At 72.1% G+C, this 15,920-nt stretch carries 13 protein-coding genes; 5 read left to right on the plus strand and 8 right to left on the minus strand.

What is annotated here, in order from left to right; genetic code table 11:
- Window positions 1-156 precede the first annotated feature (156 nt).
- Entirely contained in the window at window positions 157-1,914 is a 1,758-nt protein-coding gene (locus B7P34_RS17760) for an Ig-like domain repeat protein (protein ID WP_106677661.1), read from the minus strand.
- Window positions 1,915-2,147: 233 nt separating this feature from the next.
- Here B7P34_RS17760 and B7P34_RS17765 point away from each other — a divergent pair, with 233 nt between their 5' ends.
- Complete coding sequence (locus B7P34_RS17765; RefSeq protein ID WP_146166843.1) at window positions 2,148-3,608, plus strand: FAD-binding oxidoreductase; 1,461 nt, start codon at window positions 2,148-2,150, stop codon at window positions 3,606-3,608.
- 46 nt (window positions 3,609-3,654) lie between these two features.
- Here the strand turns inward: B7P34_RS17765 and B7P34_RS17770 are convergent, their stop codons facing one another.
- Complete coding sequence (locus B7P34_RS17770; protein ID WP_435693967.1) at window positions 3,655-5,487, minus strand: phosphoenolpyruvate carboxykinase (GTP); 1,833 nt, start codon at window positions 5,485-5,487, stop codon at window positions 3,655-3,657.
- 269 nt (window positions 5,488-5,756) lie between these two features.
- Between B7P34_RS17770 and trhA the strand changes: the two genes are divergently transcribed.
- On the plus strand, window positions 5,757-6,515 hold the full coding sequence (trhA, locus tag B7P34_RS17775) for a PAQR family membrane homeostasis protein TrhA (RefSeq protein WP_106677666.1): 759 nt from the start codon (window positions 5,757-5,759) through the stop codon (window positions 6,513-6,515).
- Between the two features lie 235 nt (window positions 6,516-6,750).
- Here the strand turns inward: trhA and B7P34_RS17780 are convergent, their stop codons facing one another.
- The 3 genes from B7P34_RS17780 to mca all read right to left on the minus strand — a co-directional run bounded on the left by B7P34_RS17780 (window position 6,751) and on the right by mca (window position 10,208).
- Complete coding sequence (locus B7P34_RS17780; protein ID WP_106677667.1) at window positions 6,751-8,814, minus strand: thioredoxin domain-containing protein; 2,064 nt, start codon at window positions 8,812-8,814, stop codon at window positions 6,751-6,753.
- A 295-nt stretch (window positions 8,815-9,109) separates the two neighbouring features.
- A complete protein-coding gene (locus B7P34_RS17785) occupies window positions 9,110-9,334 on the minus strand; it encodes a hypothetical protein (RefSeq protein ID WP_106677669.1) in 225 nt (74 codons plus the stop codon).
- Window positions 9,335-9,338: 4 nt separating this feature from the next.
- Window positions 9,339-10,208 (minus strand): mycothiol conjugate amidase Mca, encoded by an 870-nt coding sequence (gene mca, locus B7P34_RS17790; protein WP_106677670.1) that lies wholly within the window; start codon window positions 10,206-10,208, stop codon window positions 9,339-9,341.
- Between the two features lie 126 nt (window positions 10,209-10,334).
- Here mca and B7P34_RS17795 point away from each other — a divergent pair, with 126 nt between their 5' ends.
- Both B7P34_RS17795 and greA read left to right on the plus strand, forming a co-directional pair.
- The gene (locus B7P34_RS17795; protein ID WP_106677672.1) at window positions 10,335-10,745 is read left to right on the plus strand and encodes a DUF4307 domain-containing protein; all 411 of its coding nucleotides are present in this window, start codon (window positions 10,335-10,337) and stop codon (window positions 10,743-10,745) included.
- 296 nt (window positions 10,746-11,041) lie between these two features.
- Window positions 11,042-11,539, plus strand: a complete 498-nt coding sequence (gene greA / locus B7P34_RS17800) for a transcription elongation factor GreA (RefSeq protein ID WP_106677674.1) — start codon at window positions 11,042-11,044, stop codon at window positions 11,537-11,539.
- Between the two features lie 103 nt (window positions 11,540-11,642).
- On the opposite strand, the gene B7P34_RS17805 is transcribed toward greA, so the two are convergent.
- The 3 genes from B7P34_RS17805 to ilvA form a co-directional block, all read right to left on the minus strand.
- Window positions 11,643-12,503 carry an ABC transporter permease gene (locus B7P34_RS17805; protein WP_106677675.1) on the minus strand — a complete coding sequence of 287 codons (861 nt, stop codon included), beginning with the start codon at window positions 12,501-12,503 and terminating at the stop codon, window positions 11,643-11,645.
- Window positions 12,500-13,582, minus strand: coding sequence for an ATP-binding cassette domain-containing protein (locus B7P34_RS17810; protein ID WP_106677677.1), 1,083 nt, complete (start codon window positions 13,580-13,582; stop codon window positions 12,500-12,502). The genes B7P34_RS17805 and B7P34_RS17810 overlap by 4 nt, the downstream gene beginning before the upstream one ends.
- A gap of 162 nt (window positions 13,583-13,744) precedes the next feature.
- Window positions 13,745-15,019 (minus strand): threonine ammonia-lyase, encoded by a 1,275-nt coding sequence (gene ilvA, locus B7P34_RS17815; RefSeq protein ID WP_106677679.1) that lies wholly within the window; start codon window positions 15,017-15,019, stop codon window positions 13,745-13,747.
- A 307-nt stretch (window positions 15,020-15,326) separates the two neighbouring features.
- On the opposite strand from ilvA, the gene B7P34_RS17820 reads away from it, so the two are divergent.
- Window positions 15,327-15,827 carry a MarR family winged helix-turn-helix transcriptional regulator gene (locus tag B7P34_RS17820; RefSeq protein WP_106677681.1) on the plus strand — a complete coding sequence of 167 codons (501 nt, stop codon included), beginning with the start codon at window positions 15,327-15,329 and terminating at the stop codon, window positions 15,825-15,827.
- Window positions 15,828-15,920 lie beyond the last annotated feature (93 nt).

Consider the following 15,920-nt stretch of genomic DNA (forward strand, 5'->3'; position numbering starts at 1 on the left):
CGTCCGCCTCGCGCGCACGCACACGAGCCCGGCACATCGCGCGCACGCACACGCGCGCGCAACGGCGCGAAGCCGCGATGAACCGCCGGTTCCGGCACGGGCCGGCGGGCACCGGGGCCGACCGCTTCAGCGACCGGCCCCGTGCGGACCGCGGTCTCAGCCGCGCAGGCCGACCTTGACGGTGGCCGACGCCGACGACGGGTCGTGCAGGTCGTCGCCGTTCCACGTCACGGTGTACGTGGTGGAGCCGGCCGCCCAGGGCGTGTCGACGACGTGGAACGTGCCGTCGGCGGCCACCGGCGCCGTGCCCAGCATCTTCGTGCCGAGCGGGGTCTTGCGGATCACGGTGACGAGCTGCCCGGACGGGATCCGCGCACCGTCCGTGGCGAGCTTCCCGGTGAAGTCGAGCTCGTGGCCGATGCGGGCGCGCGCGGGGGCCGCGAGCGTGACGGTCGTGCCGGCCTTGGCGATCTCGACGGTGAGCGTGGTGTCCCGCGCGGGCCGGTGCGTCCCGTCGCCCGCGAAGGAGACGGTGTACGTGGCGCGTCCGACGCGGGACGGGGTGTCCTCGACGGTGAACGTGCCGTCCTTCGCGACGGTCGCTTCCGCGAGGGTGCGCTTTCCGTCCGCGTCCTCGCGGGTCGCGGTGACCTTGACGGGCTCGGCGGGTGCGGGTCCGTCCAGCTCCAGCCGGCCGCTGAGCTTCAGCTTGCCGCCCACGACGGGCCGGTCCGGGCCGGTGCCGAGCTGCCCGGCGAAGCGCGCCTCGTACAGCGGCTTCGGGTCGGGGAGGACGTGCAGCCAGTAGCCGCTGTGCTCGGCGTTCGTCGTGACGGCGAACAGGGTGTTGCTCTTGTCGCCCCAGGCCAGGCCGCGCCGGGCGACCTGGTCGCCCTGGTCCGCCCGGTCGAGGACGTAGGAGCGCTGCTGGGTGCCGGTGGCCGGGTCGGCGTTCTGCACGACGATGTCGGCACCGCTGCCGGGGGCGGCGGAGCCCCGGGCGACGAGCCGGCCGTCGCTGCTGAACGCCACGGCCGTGGGGACGGCGCCGTCGGCCGGGGGCTGGTAGCCGGCCGGGGCGTCGGAGAGGTCGGAGGAGTTGAGGAGGCGGTGGCCGGCCTTGCCGTCGGCGACGGCGAGCCGGGTGCCGTCGGGGGAGAAGGCCATGTCCTTGAGGTCGAGGCCCGCGGCGGAGGACTCCCTCGGGGCGAAGTACCGCTCGCCCGCGAGCTTGATCTTCTCGCCGGAGGTGTCGAGCACGTAGAGGCCGGGGTTGGGGTAGCCCGGGACGGCCTCCGTGCCGAGGATCATGCGGCCGGGCAGCTTGGGCGACGCGGCGAGGTGCCACGGGCCGGGCATGGCGTAGAGGAAGTCGCGCTCACGGCTCTCGTCGTTCGCGGGCCCCTTCACCGTCCACAGCTCGTACCCCGTGCCTCCGATGCAGTCGTTGTACCGGTTGTGCGTGTACCAGAGCTTGTTCCCGGAGAGGGCGAGCTGCCGGTCGCACGACTCCGAAGGGCCGTTCTGGAACCAGTTCTTGAGCTTCCGGGTCAGTGTCACCGGGTCGTACTCGTACACGCCGCCGGTGTCGGCCACGTACAGGCTCTTGCCGTCCTCGCTGAGGACCATCCCGGTGGCGGCCACGTGGTCGATGCTCTTGACCAGCTCGCCCCGGAAGTCGTAGACGAGGATCTTGGCCGTCCGGCTGCCGGAGTTCAGGCTCGGGGTGATGAAGACCCGCTGGTGGGCCTCGTCCACCACCATCTGAGAGTACGAAGCGACCGGCAGCTTCACCACCGTGCCCGCCGGGCGTTCGCCGGCGTCCGCACGCGCGGTCCCGGCGGCGAGCGCGCCCCCGCCGAGTGCGAGCGCGAGTGCGAGCGGAATGGATGCGATGCGTCTGCGACGCGTCATGAAAGCCCCCCACAGGCAGAAGTGTGTGACGACTGCCCGAAAACCGGACAGGTCGTACCGGAAATGTAACAGCACCTCAAAGCCTGCTTTCTGGTGACCTGTCAGGTACGGCCGGCGCCGCGGGCGCATGGCGGAAAAGCGGCCGGGGCACGGGCGTTCGCCTTCCGGCTCTCCTGTCCCACGCGTACGGTGCGCCCCGTCTCCGACACGAGAGGGGCACCATCGTGAAGGCCATGGACAGACGCACCGTGCTGCGCGCAGGCGCGGGAGCGGGGCTTGCCGCGGGCTTGTGGGGGTCCGCGGGGCGGGCGACGGCGGCGGCGCGCCCCGCGGCGCTCAAGGACCGCGACTGGGCGGGGCTGAAGCGACTGCTCGGCGGCCGGCTGTACTTCCCCGGCGACCCCGGGTTCGCCGCGCTGAACCTGCCGTCCAACCACCTCTACTCCCACCGCGTCCCGGCGGCCATCGCCTGCCCGCGGAGCCACGAGGACGTGCTCTCGGTGGTCGAGTGGGCGGGGCGGAACGTCATCAACGTCGTCCCGCGGAGCGGCGGGAACAGCTCTGCGGGCCATTCGACGTCGGACGGCGGCCTCCTGGTCCACCTGGGCGGCATGCGCGACGTGACGGTGAAGGGCACGACCCTCACGGCCGGCGCGGGCGCCCGCGAGCTCGACGTGTACGCGGCGCTCAAGGACACCGGCCTGCTCCTGCCCGGCGGGCGCTGTCCGGACGTCGGCGTCGGCGGCTCGGTGCTGGGCGGCGGCATCGGCCCGGCCACCCGGTCCCACGGCCTGACCTGCGACAGCCTGACCGGCACCACCGTCGTGACGGGCGACGCGTACACCGCGCGCTGCGACGAGAACAGCAACTCCGAGCTGTTCTGGGCGTGCCGGGGCGGGGCGGGCGGCAACTTCGGGATCAACACGTCGTTCACGTTCGACCTGCACCCGGTCCGGAAGGCGACGGCCTGGTTCGATCTGGCGTGGGACTGGAAGGACGCCGCGCCCGCCCTGAAGAGGCTCGCCGAACTGATCGCGGATCCGCGCCACCGGAAGGACCTCACCTGCCGGTTCGGTCTCCGCACCGCCGGCGGGGCGCGCGTCTACGCGCAGGGGCTGTTCTTCGGCGCCGAGCAGACCCTGCGGCAGCTCGTCACCCCGCTCCGGCCGGGGCGGAGCGCCATCGGCAGCGCCGGGATCTGGGAGTGCGTGCACCGCTTCCACGAGACGCCGCCGGGAGACCCGTACGCCTCCAGCTCGATCGTGGCCGGGCGGGACCTCGGCGCGTCCGCCGTCGACGAGCTCGTGGACGCGCTCGGCCGCTGGAAGCAGGCGTCCCCCGCCTCCCGGGCCACCGTCTCCTTCTCCGCCATGGGCGGCGCGGACACGGCCCTGCGCCCCGCCGACACCGCGTACGTCCACCGTGACGCGACCTTCATCGCGGACCTGACGGCGTACTGGTCGGACGCGGATCCGGCGCCGGTGTCCGAGGCCGGCAGGCAGCGGCTCAGGGCGCTCTACCGCGGGCTGAGCAGGACCCTCGGCACGGATGCCTACCAGAACTTCCCCGACCCGGAACTGAAGAACTGGCAGACCGCCTACTACGGCGGGAACTACGCACGGCTGCAGACGGTCAAGAGGATCGTCGACCCGGAGCGGCTGTTCGGCCACCCCCAGGGCATCGTCCCGGCGTAGTGCGCACGCACGGCCCCCGGACCGCGAACCCGGGGGCCGTCATCCGTCAGCCGAGGCGCCGCACCAGCGCCCGGTACTCGTCCCACAGCTCCTTCGGCGTGTGCTCGCCGAAGGTGTTCAGGTGCTCGGGGATGAGCGCGGCCTCCTCGCGCCACACCTCCTCGTCGACCGTGAGCAGCAGGTCGAGGTCCGCGTCGGAGATGTCCAGGCCCCGGGTGTCGAGCGCCTCGCGGGTCGGCAGGATGCCGATGGGGGTCTCGACGCCCTCGGCGCGGCCGTCGAGGCGGTCGACGATCCACTTCAGGACGCGGCTGTTGTCACCGAAGCCCGGCCACACGAACCGGCCGTCGGCGTCCTTGCGGAACCAGTTCACGTAGTAGATCTTCGGCAGCTTGTCCGCGTCCCTGCCCTGGCCGACCTTGACCCAGTGGCCCATGTAGTCGCCCATGTTGTAGCCGCAGAACGGCAGCATGGCGAACGGGTCGCGGCGCAGCTCGCCGACCTTGCCCTCGGCGGCGGCGGTCTTCTCGGAGGCGACGTTGGCGCCGAGGAAGACGCCGTGCTGCCAGTCGAAGGACTCGGTCACCAGCGGGACGGCGGAGGCGCGGCGGCCGCCGAAGAGGATCGCCGAGATCGGCACGCCCTTGGGGTCCTCCCACTCGGGCGCGATGATCGGGCACTGCGCGGCGGGCACGGTGAAGCGGGCGTTCGGGTGGGCGGCCGGGGTGTCCGAGGCCGGGGTCCAGTCGTTGCCCTTCCAGTCCGTCAGGTGGGCGGGCTGCTCCTCGGTCATGCCCTCCCACCACACGTCGCCGTCGTCGGTGAGGGCGACGTTGGTGAAGACGGAGTTGCCCCAGAGGGTCTTCATGGCGTTGGCGTTGGTGTGCTCGCCGGTGCCGGGGGCGACGCCGAAGAAGCCGGCCTCGGGGTTGATGGCGTAGAGGCGGCCGTCCTCGCCGAAGCGCATCCAGGCGATGTCGTCGCCGATGGTCTCCACCGTCCAGCCGGAGACGGTGGGCTCCAGCATGGCGAGGTTGGTCTTGCCGCAGGCGGACGGGAAGGCGGCGGCGACGTACTTCGACTCGCCCTGGGGCGGGGTGAGCTTGAGGATCAGCATGTGCTCGGCGAGCCAGCCCTCGTCGCGGGCCATCACCGAGGCGATGCGCAGGGCGTAGCACTTCTTGCCGAGCAGGGCGTTGCCGCCGTAGCCGGAGCCGTACGACCAGATCTCGCGGTCCTCGGGGAAGTGCGAGATGTACTTCGTGGTGTTGCAGGGCCAGGGGACGTCGGCCTCGCCCTCGGCGAGCGGCGCGCCGAGGGTGTGGACGGCCTTGACGAAGAAGCCGTCGGTGCCGAGCTCGTCGAGGACGGCCTGACCCATGCGGGTCATCGTGCGCATGGAGACGGCGACGTAGGCCGAGTCGGTGATCTCGACGCCGATGGCGGACAGCGGGGAGCCGACCGGGCCCATGCAGAAGGGCACGACGTACATGGTGCGGCCGCGCATGGAGCCGCGGAAGATGCCGCCCTCGTCGTCCTTGCCCCGGAAGATCTCCCGCATCTCGGCGGGGGCCTTCCAGTGGTTGGTCGGGCCGGCGTCCTCCTCCTTCGCGGAGCAGATGAACGTGCGGTCCTCGACGCGCGCCACGTCGCTGGGGTCGGAGGCGGCGTAGTACGAGTTGGGGCGCTTGACCGGGTCGAGCTTCCTGAAGGTGCCCTTGGCGACGAGCTCCTCGCACAGGCGCTCGTACTCGGCCTCGGAGCCGTCGCACCAGACCACGCGGTCCGGCTGGGTGAGGGCGGCGATCTCGTCGACCCAGGAGATCAGCTCCTGGTGCTGGGTGGGGGTGGTGGGAGCCGCACTGATGCGCGCCACGATCGCTCCGTCCCGCCGGAAACCACACTGCCCCGGCGTAGAGATTGAGGGTTGAACGGAACTGCCCGGCGCTCGGCGCACCGGGAAGCCCGCTTCGTCGTTGTCTGCCCCTTGGGGGCTGCGACCCAGACGCTTCGTGACCGCTCATCCGGTGCCGCCCGCACTCATTTGATCATCCGACTCCGTTTACGTTCTGTCCAGGGGGCGCTCCCGTGACCATCGCCACGTGATACTGATCCGTAACTTACGGTGGCGTAGGTAGCATGTCGGCCATGACTCCCGCGCCCGACGCAGCGCCTCCCGCGCTCCCCGCGCCCGCCGGCGACGCGGCCGCAGCAGCCCTCCCCGCCGATGCTGCCCACTCCGCCGCCACCCCGCTCGCCGAGCCGCCGATCCCGGCCAAACCGCGCCTCCGCGGCTGGCTGCACGCGGGCATGTTCCCCGCCGTGCTGATCGCCGGCGTCTTCCTGACCGCCCTCGCCGACAGCACCCGCGGCCGGATCGCCTGCGCGGTCTACGTCCTCACCGCGGGCTCCCTCTTCGGCATCAGCGCCCTCTACCACCGGGGCGACTGGAGCCCGCGCGTCAACGCCGTGCTGCGCCGCCTCGACCACGCGAACATCTTCCTGATCATCGCTGGTACGTACACTCCGCTTACGATGCTGCTGGTCCCCGGCGGCCGGGGGCAGGTGCTCCTGTGGGCCGTCTGGGCGGCCGCGGCGGCGGGCATCGCCTTCCGCGTCTTCTGGGTGGGGGCCCCGCGCTGGCTCTACACCCCGTGCTACATCGCCATGGGCTGGGCCGCGGTGTTCTTCCTGCCCGACTTCCTGCGCAAGGGCGGCATCGCCGTCCTCGTCCTGGTGGTCATCGGCGGCCTGCTCTACAGCGCGGGCGGCGTCATCTACGGCATCAAGCGGCCGAACCCGTCACCGCGCTGGTTCGGCTTCCACGAGGTCTTCCACTCGCTCACGCTGGCGGCGTTCATCGTGCACTACGTCGGCATCTCGCTGGTGGCGTACACCCACGCCTGAGGCTGCCCCGCCCTTTTCCGGACATGGCCGCGACCTACGGGTCGCGGCCGTTTTCGTGTCCTTGCGGCGTGCACCGCGCGCCCGGACGCCGCGCTGCGCGCCACCCACGGCCTTGCGGCCTGCCGCCCGCGGCCTGCACGGCACCGCCGGACTCCACGGCCGTGGTTGCTCACCGCGGCGGCGGATTCAGGGGCCCGGCGAGCGCTTGACCCGGCCGGGGGGCGCCGCGAACCCCTCAGCTCAAGCGCAGCGTGAGCGTTTCCGGGTCCGTCGCCGGGGCGTCGCAGACGAAGCCGCGGCAGACGTACGCGACCGGGCGTCCGTCCGCCAGGGGCCGGTTCGCCAGCAGCGGCACCTCCACGGCGGTGGGGTCGCCCGCCGGCGCCGGCGGGCCGACGGCGACGGCGAGGCCGGGCGCCGTGGACAGCAGGGCCGTGCGGTGGAGGGCGGCCGTGGCCGGGTCGTCGGGCGGGCCGACGACCGCGACCTCGCGCGGCCCGTCGAGCAGCGCCTCCGCCACCGCCAGCCCCCAGCTGATGAAGCGCGGCGCCCGCGGGCCCAGCGCCCGGACCACGCCGAGCGCCCGCTCGGCGGCCTCGCGGTGCACGGTGCTGCCGGTGTACGCGGCGTACGTCAGCAGCGCGCCGCACGCGGCGGTCCAGCCCGACGGCGTGGCGTTGTCCGTCGGATCCTGCGGGCGCCGGATGAGGGCCTCGGCGTCGTCGGCGGTGTCGAAGAGGGCACCGTCCGGGCCGGTGAAGCGGGCGAGGACCGTGTCCAGGAGGAGGCCCGAGAAGTCCACCCACACGCCCTCGCCGGTGACGGCGCCGAGCGCGAGGAAGCCCTCGGCGACGTCCGCGTAGTCCTCCAGGACGCCCGCGTGCGCGCCGGCCGTGCCGTCGAGGGAGGTGCGGAAGAGCCGCGCGTGCCAGTCCATGTGCGTACGGACGAGCAGGTCGGCGGCGTCGGTGGCGGCCTGGACGAGGTCCGGCCGGTCGAAGAAGGCGCCCGTCTCGGCCAGCGCGGCGATCGCCAGCCCGTTCCAGGCGGCCACCACCTTGTCGTCGCGGCCGGGCCGGGGCCGCTGCTCGCGCGCCGCGAGGAGCCTGCGGCGCACCGAGTCGAGCTTGCCGGCGTCCAGGAGCCGCTCGGAGTCGGGGAGCTGGAGGACGGAGCTGCCGTGCTCGAACGTGCCCTCCTCGGTGACGCCGAAGTGGGCCGCCGCGAGCAGCGCGTCCTCCTCGCCGAGCACGTCGCGCAGCTGCTGGGGCGTCCACACGTAGTAGGCGCCCTCCACGTGCCGGCCGCTGCCGTCGTCACTGTCTGCGTCCAGCGCGGACGCGAAGCCGCCCTGCTCGGTGCGCAGCTCGCGGACCATGAAGTCCGCCGTCTCCAGCGCGACGCGGCGGGCGAGCTCGGAGCCCGTGGCCCGCCACAGGTGCGCGTAGGCGCGGCAGAGCAGGGCGTTGTCGTAGAGCATCTTCTCGAAGTGCGGCACCACCCACTCCGCGTCGACGGAGTAGCGCGCGAAGCCGCCGCCCAGCTGGTCGTAGATGCCGCCGCGGGCCATCGCCTCGCAGGTCGCCTGCGCCATCTCCAGGGCGCCCTCGGAGCCCGTGCGGGCGTGGTGGCGCAGGAGGAACTCCAGCGTCATGGACGGCGGGAACTTCGGGGCCCCGCCGAAGCCGCCGCGCACCGCGTCGAACTCGCGGGTCAGCCCCAGCAGGGCCGCGCCCAGGTCCTCGGCGGCGGGCGGCCGCGCGGGCGCGTCCTTCTCCGCCGGGACGCCGAGGGCGAGCGTGCGCTCGGAGAGGTCGCGCACGATGCGGCCCGCGACCTGCCCGACCTCGTCGCGGCGGTCCCGCCACGCGGCCCGCACGCCCTCCAGGACCTGCGGGAAGCCCGGCATGCCGTGCCGGGGCGCGGGCGGGAAGTACGTGCCGAAGTAGAACGGCTCGGCGTCGGGCGTGAGGAACACCGTCATGGGCCAGCCGCCCTGGCCGGTCGCGGCCTGGACGGCCTCCATGTACACGGCGTCGACGTCGGGCCGCTCCTCGCGGTCGACCTTGACGGCGACGAAGTGCTCGTTGAGGAGCTCGGCAGTGGCCTCGTCCTCGAAGGACTCGTGCGCCATCACGTGGCACCAGTGGCAGCTGGAGTAGCCGACGCTCAGCAGCACCGGCACGTTCCGGCGCCGGGCCTCGGCGAAGGCCTCGGCCGACCACGGCCACCAGTCGACCGGGTTCTCGGCGTGCTGGAGGAGGTAGGGGGACGTCTCGTGCGCCAGGCGGTTGGGCATGGGCCCATCCTTGCGCACGGGGCACCCTCCCGGGCGGGTGGCCGTGGGGCCGTGTCCGCGGGGAGGCCTGGCCGGCCCGGCGCGGGCCGGCGGCCGTGCGGTGCCGCCGTCAGCTGCCGGGCGACTTGCCGTCACGGCGGGCCTCCGGCCGCGAGGGCGCAGCCCTGCGGTGCGGGCAGGTCCGGCACCGCCGGACCCCGCCGACGTGGCTGATCGCCGCTGCGGCGATGTTCCTTCCGCCGCAACGGCGGGAAGTCCGACGGCGGCTTCCGGCGGTGCCGGGCCGCATGAGCCGTCAGGCCGTGGGGCCGGCCTTGTCCGCCGGCACCGCTCCGGAGGCGTCCGGTTCCTCGACGAAGTCGACCCGCTTCATGTGCCGGTTCATGCTCTTCATCAGGAACCACACCGCCACGCCGATGACGGCGAAGACGATGAAGCCGAGGACACCGGGGGTGACCTTGTTCTTGTCGAGTTCTTCGGCGAGCGGCACCAGCTGCGTGGCGGCGAGGGAGCTCATCATGGGGTCAATTGTTGCGGATGCCCGCGAAGAGGTCGTCCTCGGGGAGGGACGTGCCGACGAGAGACTTCGCCAGTTCGTATTCCTCCGTCGGCCAGACCTCCCGCTGGAGGTCCAGCGGCACGCGGAACCAGCCGCCGTCCGGGTCGATCTGCGTGGCGTGCGCGATCAGCGCCTTGTCGCGGATCTCGAAGAAGTCGCCGCAGGGCACGTACGTGGTCAGGGTGCGCTCGCGGCCCATCGTGTGCCAGCGCTCCAGCCACTCCCCGTACGGGGACTCCATGCCGCGCTCCAGCAGCGCGTCGTGCAGCGCCTGGGTGCGCGGCCGGTTGAAGCCCTGGTTGTAGTAGAGCTTCAGCGGCTGCCACGGCTCGCCCGCCTCGGGGTAGCGGGACGCGTCGCCGGCCGCCTCGAAGGCCACCATCGAGATCTTGTGCGTCATGATGTGGTCGGGGTGCGGGTAGCCGCCGTTCTCGTCGTACGTGGTGACCACGTGCGGACGGAACTCGCGGATCAGCTTCACCAGCCGGCCGGCCGCCTCATCGACGTCCTGCAGGGCGAAGCAGCCTTCCGGCAGCGGCGGCAGCGGGTCGCCCTCCGGCAGGCCGGAGTCGACGAAGCCCAGCCACTCCTGCTTGACGCCCAGGATGTCGCGCGCCTCGGCCATCTCCTTGGCGCGGACCTCGTGGATGTGCTCCTCGATGTAGGGATCGCCCTGGAGCTTGGGGTTGAGGATGGAGCCGCGCTCGCCGCCCGTGCAGGTGGCCACCAGCACGTCCACCCCCTCGGACACGTACTTGGCCATCGTGGCCGCGCCCTTGCTCGACTCGTCGTCGGGGTGGGCATGCACGGCCATCAGTCGCAGCTGCTCAGTCAAGGCTCGATCCTCAGTCACTGGTCATGGCCCGTCTTATCGGTGTGTCGGGGCGCCTCCTATAGTGACCGAAGCGGGAGGGCGTTTCATTCCTGTTCTCCCGAGCGGCACCGAACCGGAGGAAAGATCATGGCTGCGGCACGCGAGGGGCTGCCCGACGGTCGCTACGGCCGCTCGGCGGACGCACGCGCGGACCGCAAGCTCAAGATCGTCGGCGCGGTGCTGGGCGCCGGGCTGCTCGGCGTGATCGCCTGGTCCGGGGTGCACTACATCACCAAGTCGGACGTGACCGGCCAGCTCCTCCGCTCGAAGCCGGTGTCGGACGACACCGTGCAGGCCGTCGTGGAGATCCGCAAGGGCAAGGACCAGACCGGCGTGTGCACGCTGCGCTCGCTCGGCGCCGACGGCTCGGAGGTCGGCCGCAAGGACGTCACGCTGGACCGCCGCGAGGAGCACTTCACCGAGTACGTCGTCATGCGGACGACGCAGCACGCGGCGGCCACGGAGCTCGAGGGCTGCCGGGCGACGTCGGGGCGCTGACGCGTACAACGGGGGCGGCTCGGGCGGCCCGGACCGCACGAGTGCGCTGAAGCGGCGGTTCCGCCGACGCGGGCGCCACGCGCCGCAGCTGATCCGATACGGCATGCAGCCACCCGCCTGACCTGCATTGACGCGATTCTTGCGTGATTTCTCCCGTTTACTTCTTCCCCCTCTCCGGACCCAATTGTTAGGCTCGTGGTTTCGCCCCGCTTTGAAGGTGCACCCTTCTGAGTAGGGCGTTCATTTGTTATCGCGATGTATCCCCAAGCATTCCCCAGTACCGACGAGGAGCACCTGTGACCCAGACCAGCGACAACGTCACCTGGCTGACTCAGGAGGCGTACGACCAGCTCAAGGCCGAGCTGGAGTACCTGTCTGGTCCCGCTCGCACCGAGATCGCGGCCAAGATCGCGGCCGCCCGCGAGGAGGGTGACCTGCGAGAGAACGGCGGGTACCACGCGGCCAAGGAGGAGCAGGGCAAGCAGGAGCTCCGCGTGCGCCAGCTCACCCAGCTGCTGGAGAACGCGAAGGTCGGCGAGGCCCCGGCGGCCACCGGCGTCGTCGCGCCCGGCATGGTCGTGACCATCGCCTTCGACGGCGACGTGGACGACACCCTGGACTTCCTCCTCGCCTCCCGCGAGTACGCCAGCTCGGACATCGAGACGTACTCGCCGCAGTCCCCGCTGGGCTCCGGCGTCAACGGCAAGAAGATCGGCGAGGACGCCGAGTACGAGCTGCCGAACGGCAAGAAGGCCATGGTCCGCATCCTGGAGGCCAAGCCGTACACCGGCTGAGCCCCACGGGCGTGACCGTGCCCCGCACTCCCTTCCCGGGAGTGCGGGGCACGGTGCTGTCCGGGAGTGCGGGGCACGGTGTCTTCCGGGTGGTGAACGCCCCTCAGGCCGTCGCCGACCGGAACTTCCGCACCGCCAGCGTCCGGAACAGCACGATGATCAGCACCGACCAGATCAGCGACGCCCACACCGGGTGCTGCATCGGCCACGCCGCCGGCACGGGATAGCCCTCCGGCAGGTTGCCGAAGAGCTGCCGCGCCGCCTGCACGGTCGCGCTGAAGGGGTTCCACTCGGCGATGGTGCGCAGCACGGTGGGCATGTTGTCGGCGGGCACGAAGGCGTTGGAGATGAAGGTGAGCGGGAAGAGCCAGATCAGCCCGCCCGAGGTGGCCGCCTCCGGGGTCCGTACGGACAGCCCGATCAGCGCGCCGATCCAGGAGAAGGCGTAGCCGAGCAGGAGCAGCAGCGCGAAGCCGCCCAGCGCCTTGAGGACGCCTTCGTGGATCCGCCAGCCGACGATGACCGCCACGATCGCCAGGACGACGAGCGTGAGCGCGGTCTGGACGAGGTCGGCGAGCGTGCGGCCGGTGAGGACGGCGCCGCGGGCCATGGGCAGGGACCGGAAGCGGTCGATGAGTCCCTTGTGCATGTCGTCGGCGATGCCGGCGCCCGCGCCGGCCGTGGCGAAGGTGACCGTCTGGGCGAAGATGCCCGCCATGAGGAACTGGCGGTACGCGTTCGGGTCCGTGTTGCCGCCGACGGCGATCGAGCCGCCGAAGACGTAGCTGAACAGCACCACGAACATGATCGGCTGGATGAGGCCGAAGATGACCACCTCGGGTATGCGGATCATCCGGATCAGGTTGCGCTTGGCGACGACGAGGGAGTCGCGCACGGAGCGGCCGATGCCGCCGTGGACACGGAGGGCGGCGGCTCTGGAGGCGGGGCTTCCGATGACGCTCATGAGGAGACCTCCTGCTGCGCGCCGGGCTCCTCGGCCTCGGCCGGCCCCGTCGTGTCTGTAGTACCTGCTGCCCCTGTCGTGCCTGTAGTACCTGCTGTTCCTGCCGTCCCTGCGGTACCTGCCGTCTCGCCGGCGTCCGACTCCGCGGCGTGCCCGGTGAGCGAGATGAAGACGTCGTCGAGGGTCGGGCGGCGCAGGGCGATGTCGTCGATCTCGATGCCGCGGCCGTCGAGCTCCCGGATGACCTCGGCGAGCAGCTTCGCGCCGCCGGAGACCGGCACGGTCACCCTGCGGGTGTGCTTCTCGACCGAGGACGTGCCCTTGCCGAAGCCGCGCAGGACCGCGTCGGCGGGGGCGATGTGCTCGGGGCTGCGCACGACGACCTCGACGCGCTCGCCGCCCGTACGGGCCTTGAGCTGGTCGGAGGTGCCGCGGGCGATGACCCGGCCGTGGTCGACCACGCAGATGTCGTGCGCGAGGTGGTCGGCCTCCTCCAGGTACTGCGTGGTGAGCAGGAGGGTGGTGCCGCCGGCCACCAGCTCCTGGATGACCTCCCACAGGGCCTGCCGGTTGCGCGGGTCGAGGCCGGTCGTGGGCTCGTCCATGAACATCACGGGCGGGCTGACGACGAGGGCGGCGGCGAGGTCGAGGCGGCGGCGCATGCCGCCGGAGTAGGTCTTGGCGATGCGATCGGCGGCGTCGGCGAGGTCGAAGCGCTCCAGCAGCTCGCCGGCCCGGGCCTTCGCGTCGCGGGCGGACATCTGGTAGAGCTGGCCGACCATCCGCAGGTTCTCACGCCCCGTCAGGTATTCGTCGACGGCGGCGAACTGCCCCGAGAGGCCGATGGAGCGCCGGACCTCGTCGGGCTTTCTGAGGACGTCGATGCCCGCCACGGAGGCGGAACCGCTGTCGGGTTTGATGAGCGTGGTGAGGACGCGTACCGCCGTGGTCTTGCCGGCGCCGTTGGGGCCGAGCAGTCCTAGAACGGTTCCTTCCGGTACGTCGAGATCGACGCCGTCCAGAGCTCTGACGTCGCCGAAGGTCTTCACCAGGCCTTCGGCGTAAATGGCGCCTGGCATGGAAGTTCTCCCCGCTGGGTGACGTATTACCTGATTTTACGTTCGGTGGTGTGATTTCGCCGTGTGAATGCGGTTCCCCGCTTGTGCAGGACAACTGCCTTTTGTGCAGGGCAACTGCCCTTCCCCGTAAGCGCGCCGGGCCCTCATCCGGCTACCCACCCCTCATCCGGCCACCCCGTATCCCGCTTCCTGCTGTCCCACCTCCCGGTATCCCGCCTCCCGCAGCGCCGCGGTCACCTCGTCGCAGTGCGCGGGCCCCTTCGTCTCCAGGTGCAGCTCCACCTCCGCCTCGGCCAGGCCGAGCCTCGGGTCGGTGCGGACGTGCCCGACGTCCAGCACGTTGGCGTCGGCAGCGGAGAGCACTTCCAGGAGCGCCGCGAGGGCTCCCGGTCGGTCGGTCAGCCGCAGCCGCAGGCTCAGGTAGCGGCCGGCCGCCGCCATCCCGTGCCGCAGGACGCGCTGCAGCAGCAGCGGGTCGACGTTGCCGCCCGACAACACGGCGACGAGGGGTCCCTCGAACGAGTCGGGATCGGCCAGCAGCGCCGCCACCGGGCCCGCGCCGGCCGGCTCCACGACCATCTTGGCCCGCTCCAGGCAGAGCAGCAGCGCCCCGGCGAGAGCGTCCTCGGAGACCGTGCGCACCCCGTCGACCAGCTCCCGGACGATGCCGAAGGGCACGTCCCCGGGGCGGCCCACCCGGATGCCGTCGGCCATCGTGACCGGCTCCGCGACCGCCACGGGGTGACCCGCGGCCAGCGACGGCGGGTACGCGGCCGCGCCCGCCGCCTGTACGCCCACGATCCGGACGTCCGGCCGCAGCGCCTTGACCGCCGTCGCGATGCCGGCCGCGAGGCCGCCGCCTCCCACGGCCACCACGATCGTGCGCACTTCGGGGCACTGCTGCAGGATTTCCAGGCCGACGGTGCCCTGACCGGCGACGACGTCCGGGTGGTCGAAGGGGTGGACGAAGACCGCGCCCGTCGCGCGGGCGCACTCCCGGGCGGCGCTCAGCGCCTCGTCCAGAACCTGCCCCCGCAGGCGCACCTCGGCGCCGTACGCGCGGGTCGCGGCGACCTTCGGCAGGGGCGCGCTCACCGGCATGAACACCGTGGCGCGCACGCCCAGGAGCGCAGCCGCCAGGGCCACGCCCTGCGCATGGTTGCCCGCGCTGGCGGCCACGACCCCCGCCGCGCGCTCCCCCCGCGACAGCCCGGCGATGCGGGTGTACGCGCCGCGGACCTTGAAGGAACCGGTCCGCTGGAGGTTCTCGCACTTGAGGTGGACGGGGGCGCCGATCAGGCGGGAGAGGTGCCGGCTGCCCTCCAGGGCCGTGACGCGGGTGACGCCCGCGAGGACCTTCCGGGCGCGCAGGACGTCGTCGAGGGTGACAGCGGGGACGGCGGGCAGGACGGGCCGGTCCGCCGCGCGTACGGCCATGAGGCCAGTGTGGCAGCCGGGCGGGCGGCCCGCGCACGGCCTCGGGGGAGCGGGCCCGCGGTGGGGCCGGGGCTCGGTTTCGGCTCGCTTGCGGCTCGTTTACGTAACGACCTTACGTAACGACCGTCGTGGCCGGCGCATATCGCCCGGCCGATTTCGGTGCACATCGCAGTGCATATCCATGCATACCGAGCGGATTGTCAGGCACCGCTCCAGCGGATTGTCCGCCACCGGCCCAGGGGCCCTCCGGGCCGCGTACTCTGTCCCCCAATCTTCCCTGCCCGACGCACGAAGTGAGCCCCAGGCCATGCCCACCCCTTCGGACATGACGACCGACATCGCCCCAGGTGTCCTCGACGCGCTCCAGCACCAGGTTGCCGTCTTCGCACGCCGCGCCGAACAGACGCGGCTCGGCGGCGTGGGACAGGTCCGCAACTCGATGGACCGCGCCGCTTATCTGCTGCTCAACCGCCTCGACCAGGAAGGCCCGATGGGCGTCAAGGCGCTCGCCGCCGGCATGGGCATCGACTCCTCGACCGTCACCCGCCAGGTGGCGCCGCTGGTCGACACCGGCCTGGTCAAGCGCACCTCGCACCCCGAGGACGGCCGTGCCGTGGTCCTCCAGCTCTCCCCGCGCGGCAAGGCGCGCCTGGAGGAGGTGCGGGCCTCGCGGCGCGCGCTGATGGCGCTGGTGACGGACGGCTGGAGCGAGGACGAGCGGGACGCGTTCTGCTCGCTGCTCACGCGCTTCAACACCGCCCTGTCCGAGGTGCACAACGCCCTGCCGCCGGTGACGCCGACGGCCTGACCGCACTGATTCACGTACCGATCCACGTACTGACTCACGTACTGATTCGCGTACTGAACGCACTACGCCGGGTGGGCCGCGATCCGCGGCCCA

It is taken from the genome of Streptosporangium nondiastaticum (assembly GCF_003011965.1).
Lineage (GTDB): Bacteria > Actinomycetota > Actinomycetes > Streptomycetales > Streptomycetaceae > Streptomyces > Streptomyces nondiastaticus.

Bases quoted from the DNA above. Each gene is read 5' to 3' on its own strand.
- B7P34_RS17765 (WP_146166843.1), top strand. From the start codon at position 2,148: ATGGACAGACGCACCGTGCTGCGCGCAGGCGCGGGAGCGGGGCTTGCC.
- B7P34_RS17780 (WP_106677667.1), bottom strand. From the start codon at position 8,814: ATGCCCAACCGCCTGGCGCACGAGACGTCCCCCTACCTCCTCCAGCAC.
- B7P34_RS17795 (WP_106677672.1), top strand. From the start codon at position 10,335: ATGGCTGCGGCACGCGAGGGGCTGCCCGACGGTCGCTACGGCCGCTCG.
- B7P34_RS17805 (WP_106677675.1), bottom strand. From the start codon at position 12,503: ATGAGCGTCATCGGAAGCCCCGCCTCCAGAGCCGCCGCCCTCCGTGTC.
- B7P34_RS17810 (WP_106677677.1), bottom strand. From the start codon at position 13,582: ATGCCAGGCGCCATTTACGCCGAAGGCCTGGTGAAGACCTTCGGCGAC.
- B7P34_RS17760 (WP_106677661.1), bottom strand. From the start codon at position 1,914: ATGACGCGTCGCAGACGCATCGCATCCATTCCGCTCGCACTCGCGCTC.
- ilvA (WP_106677679.1), bottom strand. From the start codon at position 15,019: ATGGCCGTACGCGCGGCGGACCGGCCCGTCCTGCCCGCCGTCCCCGCT.
- B7P34_RS17785 (WP_106677669.1), bottom strand. From the start codon at position 9,334: ATGATGAGCTCCCTCGCCGCCACGCAGCTGGTGCCGCTCGCCGAAGAA.
- trhA (WP_106677666.1), top strand. From the start codon at position 5,757: ATGACTCCCGCGCCCGACGCAGCGCCTCCCGCGCTCCCCGCGCCCGCC.
- B7P34_RS17820 (WP_106677681.1), top strand. From the start codon at position 15,327: ATGCCCACCCCTTCGGACATGACGACCGACATCGCCCCAGGTGTCCTC.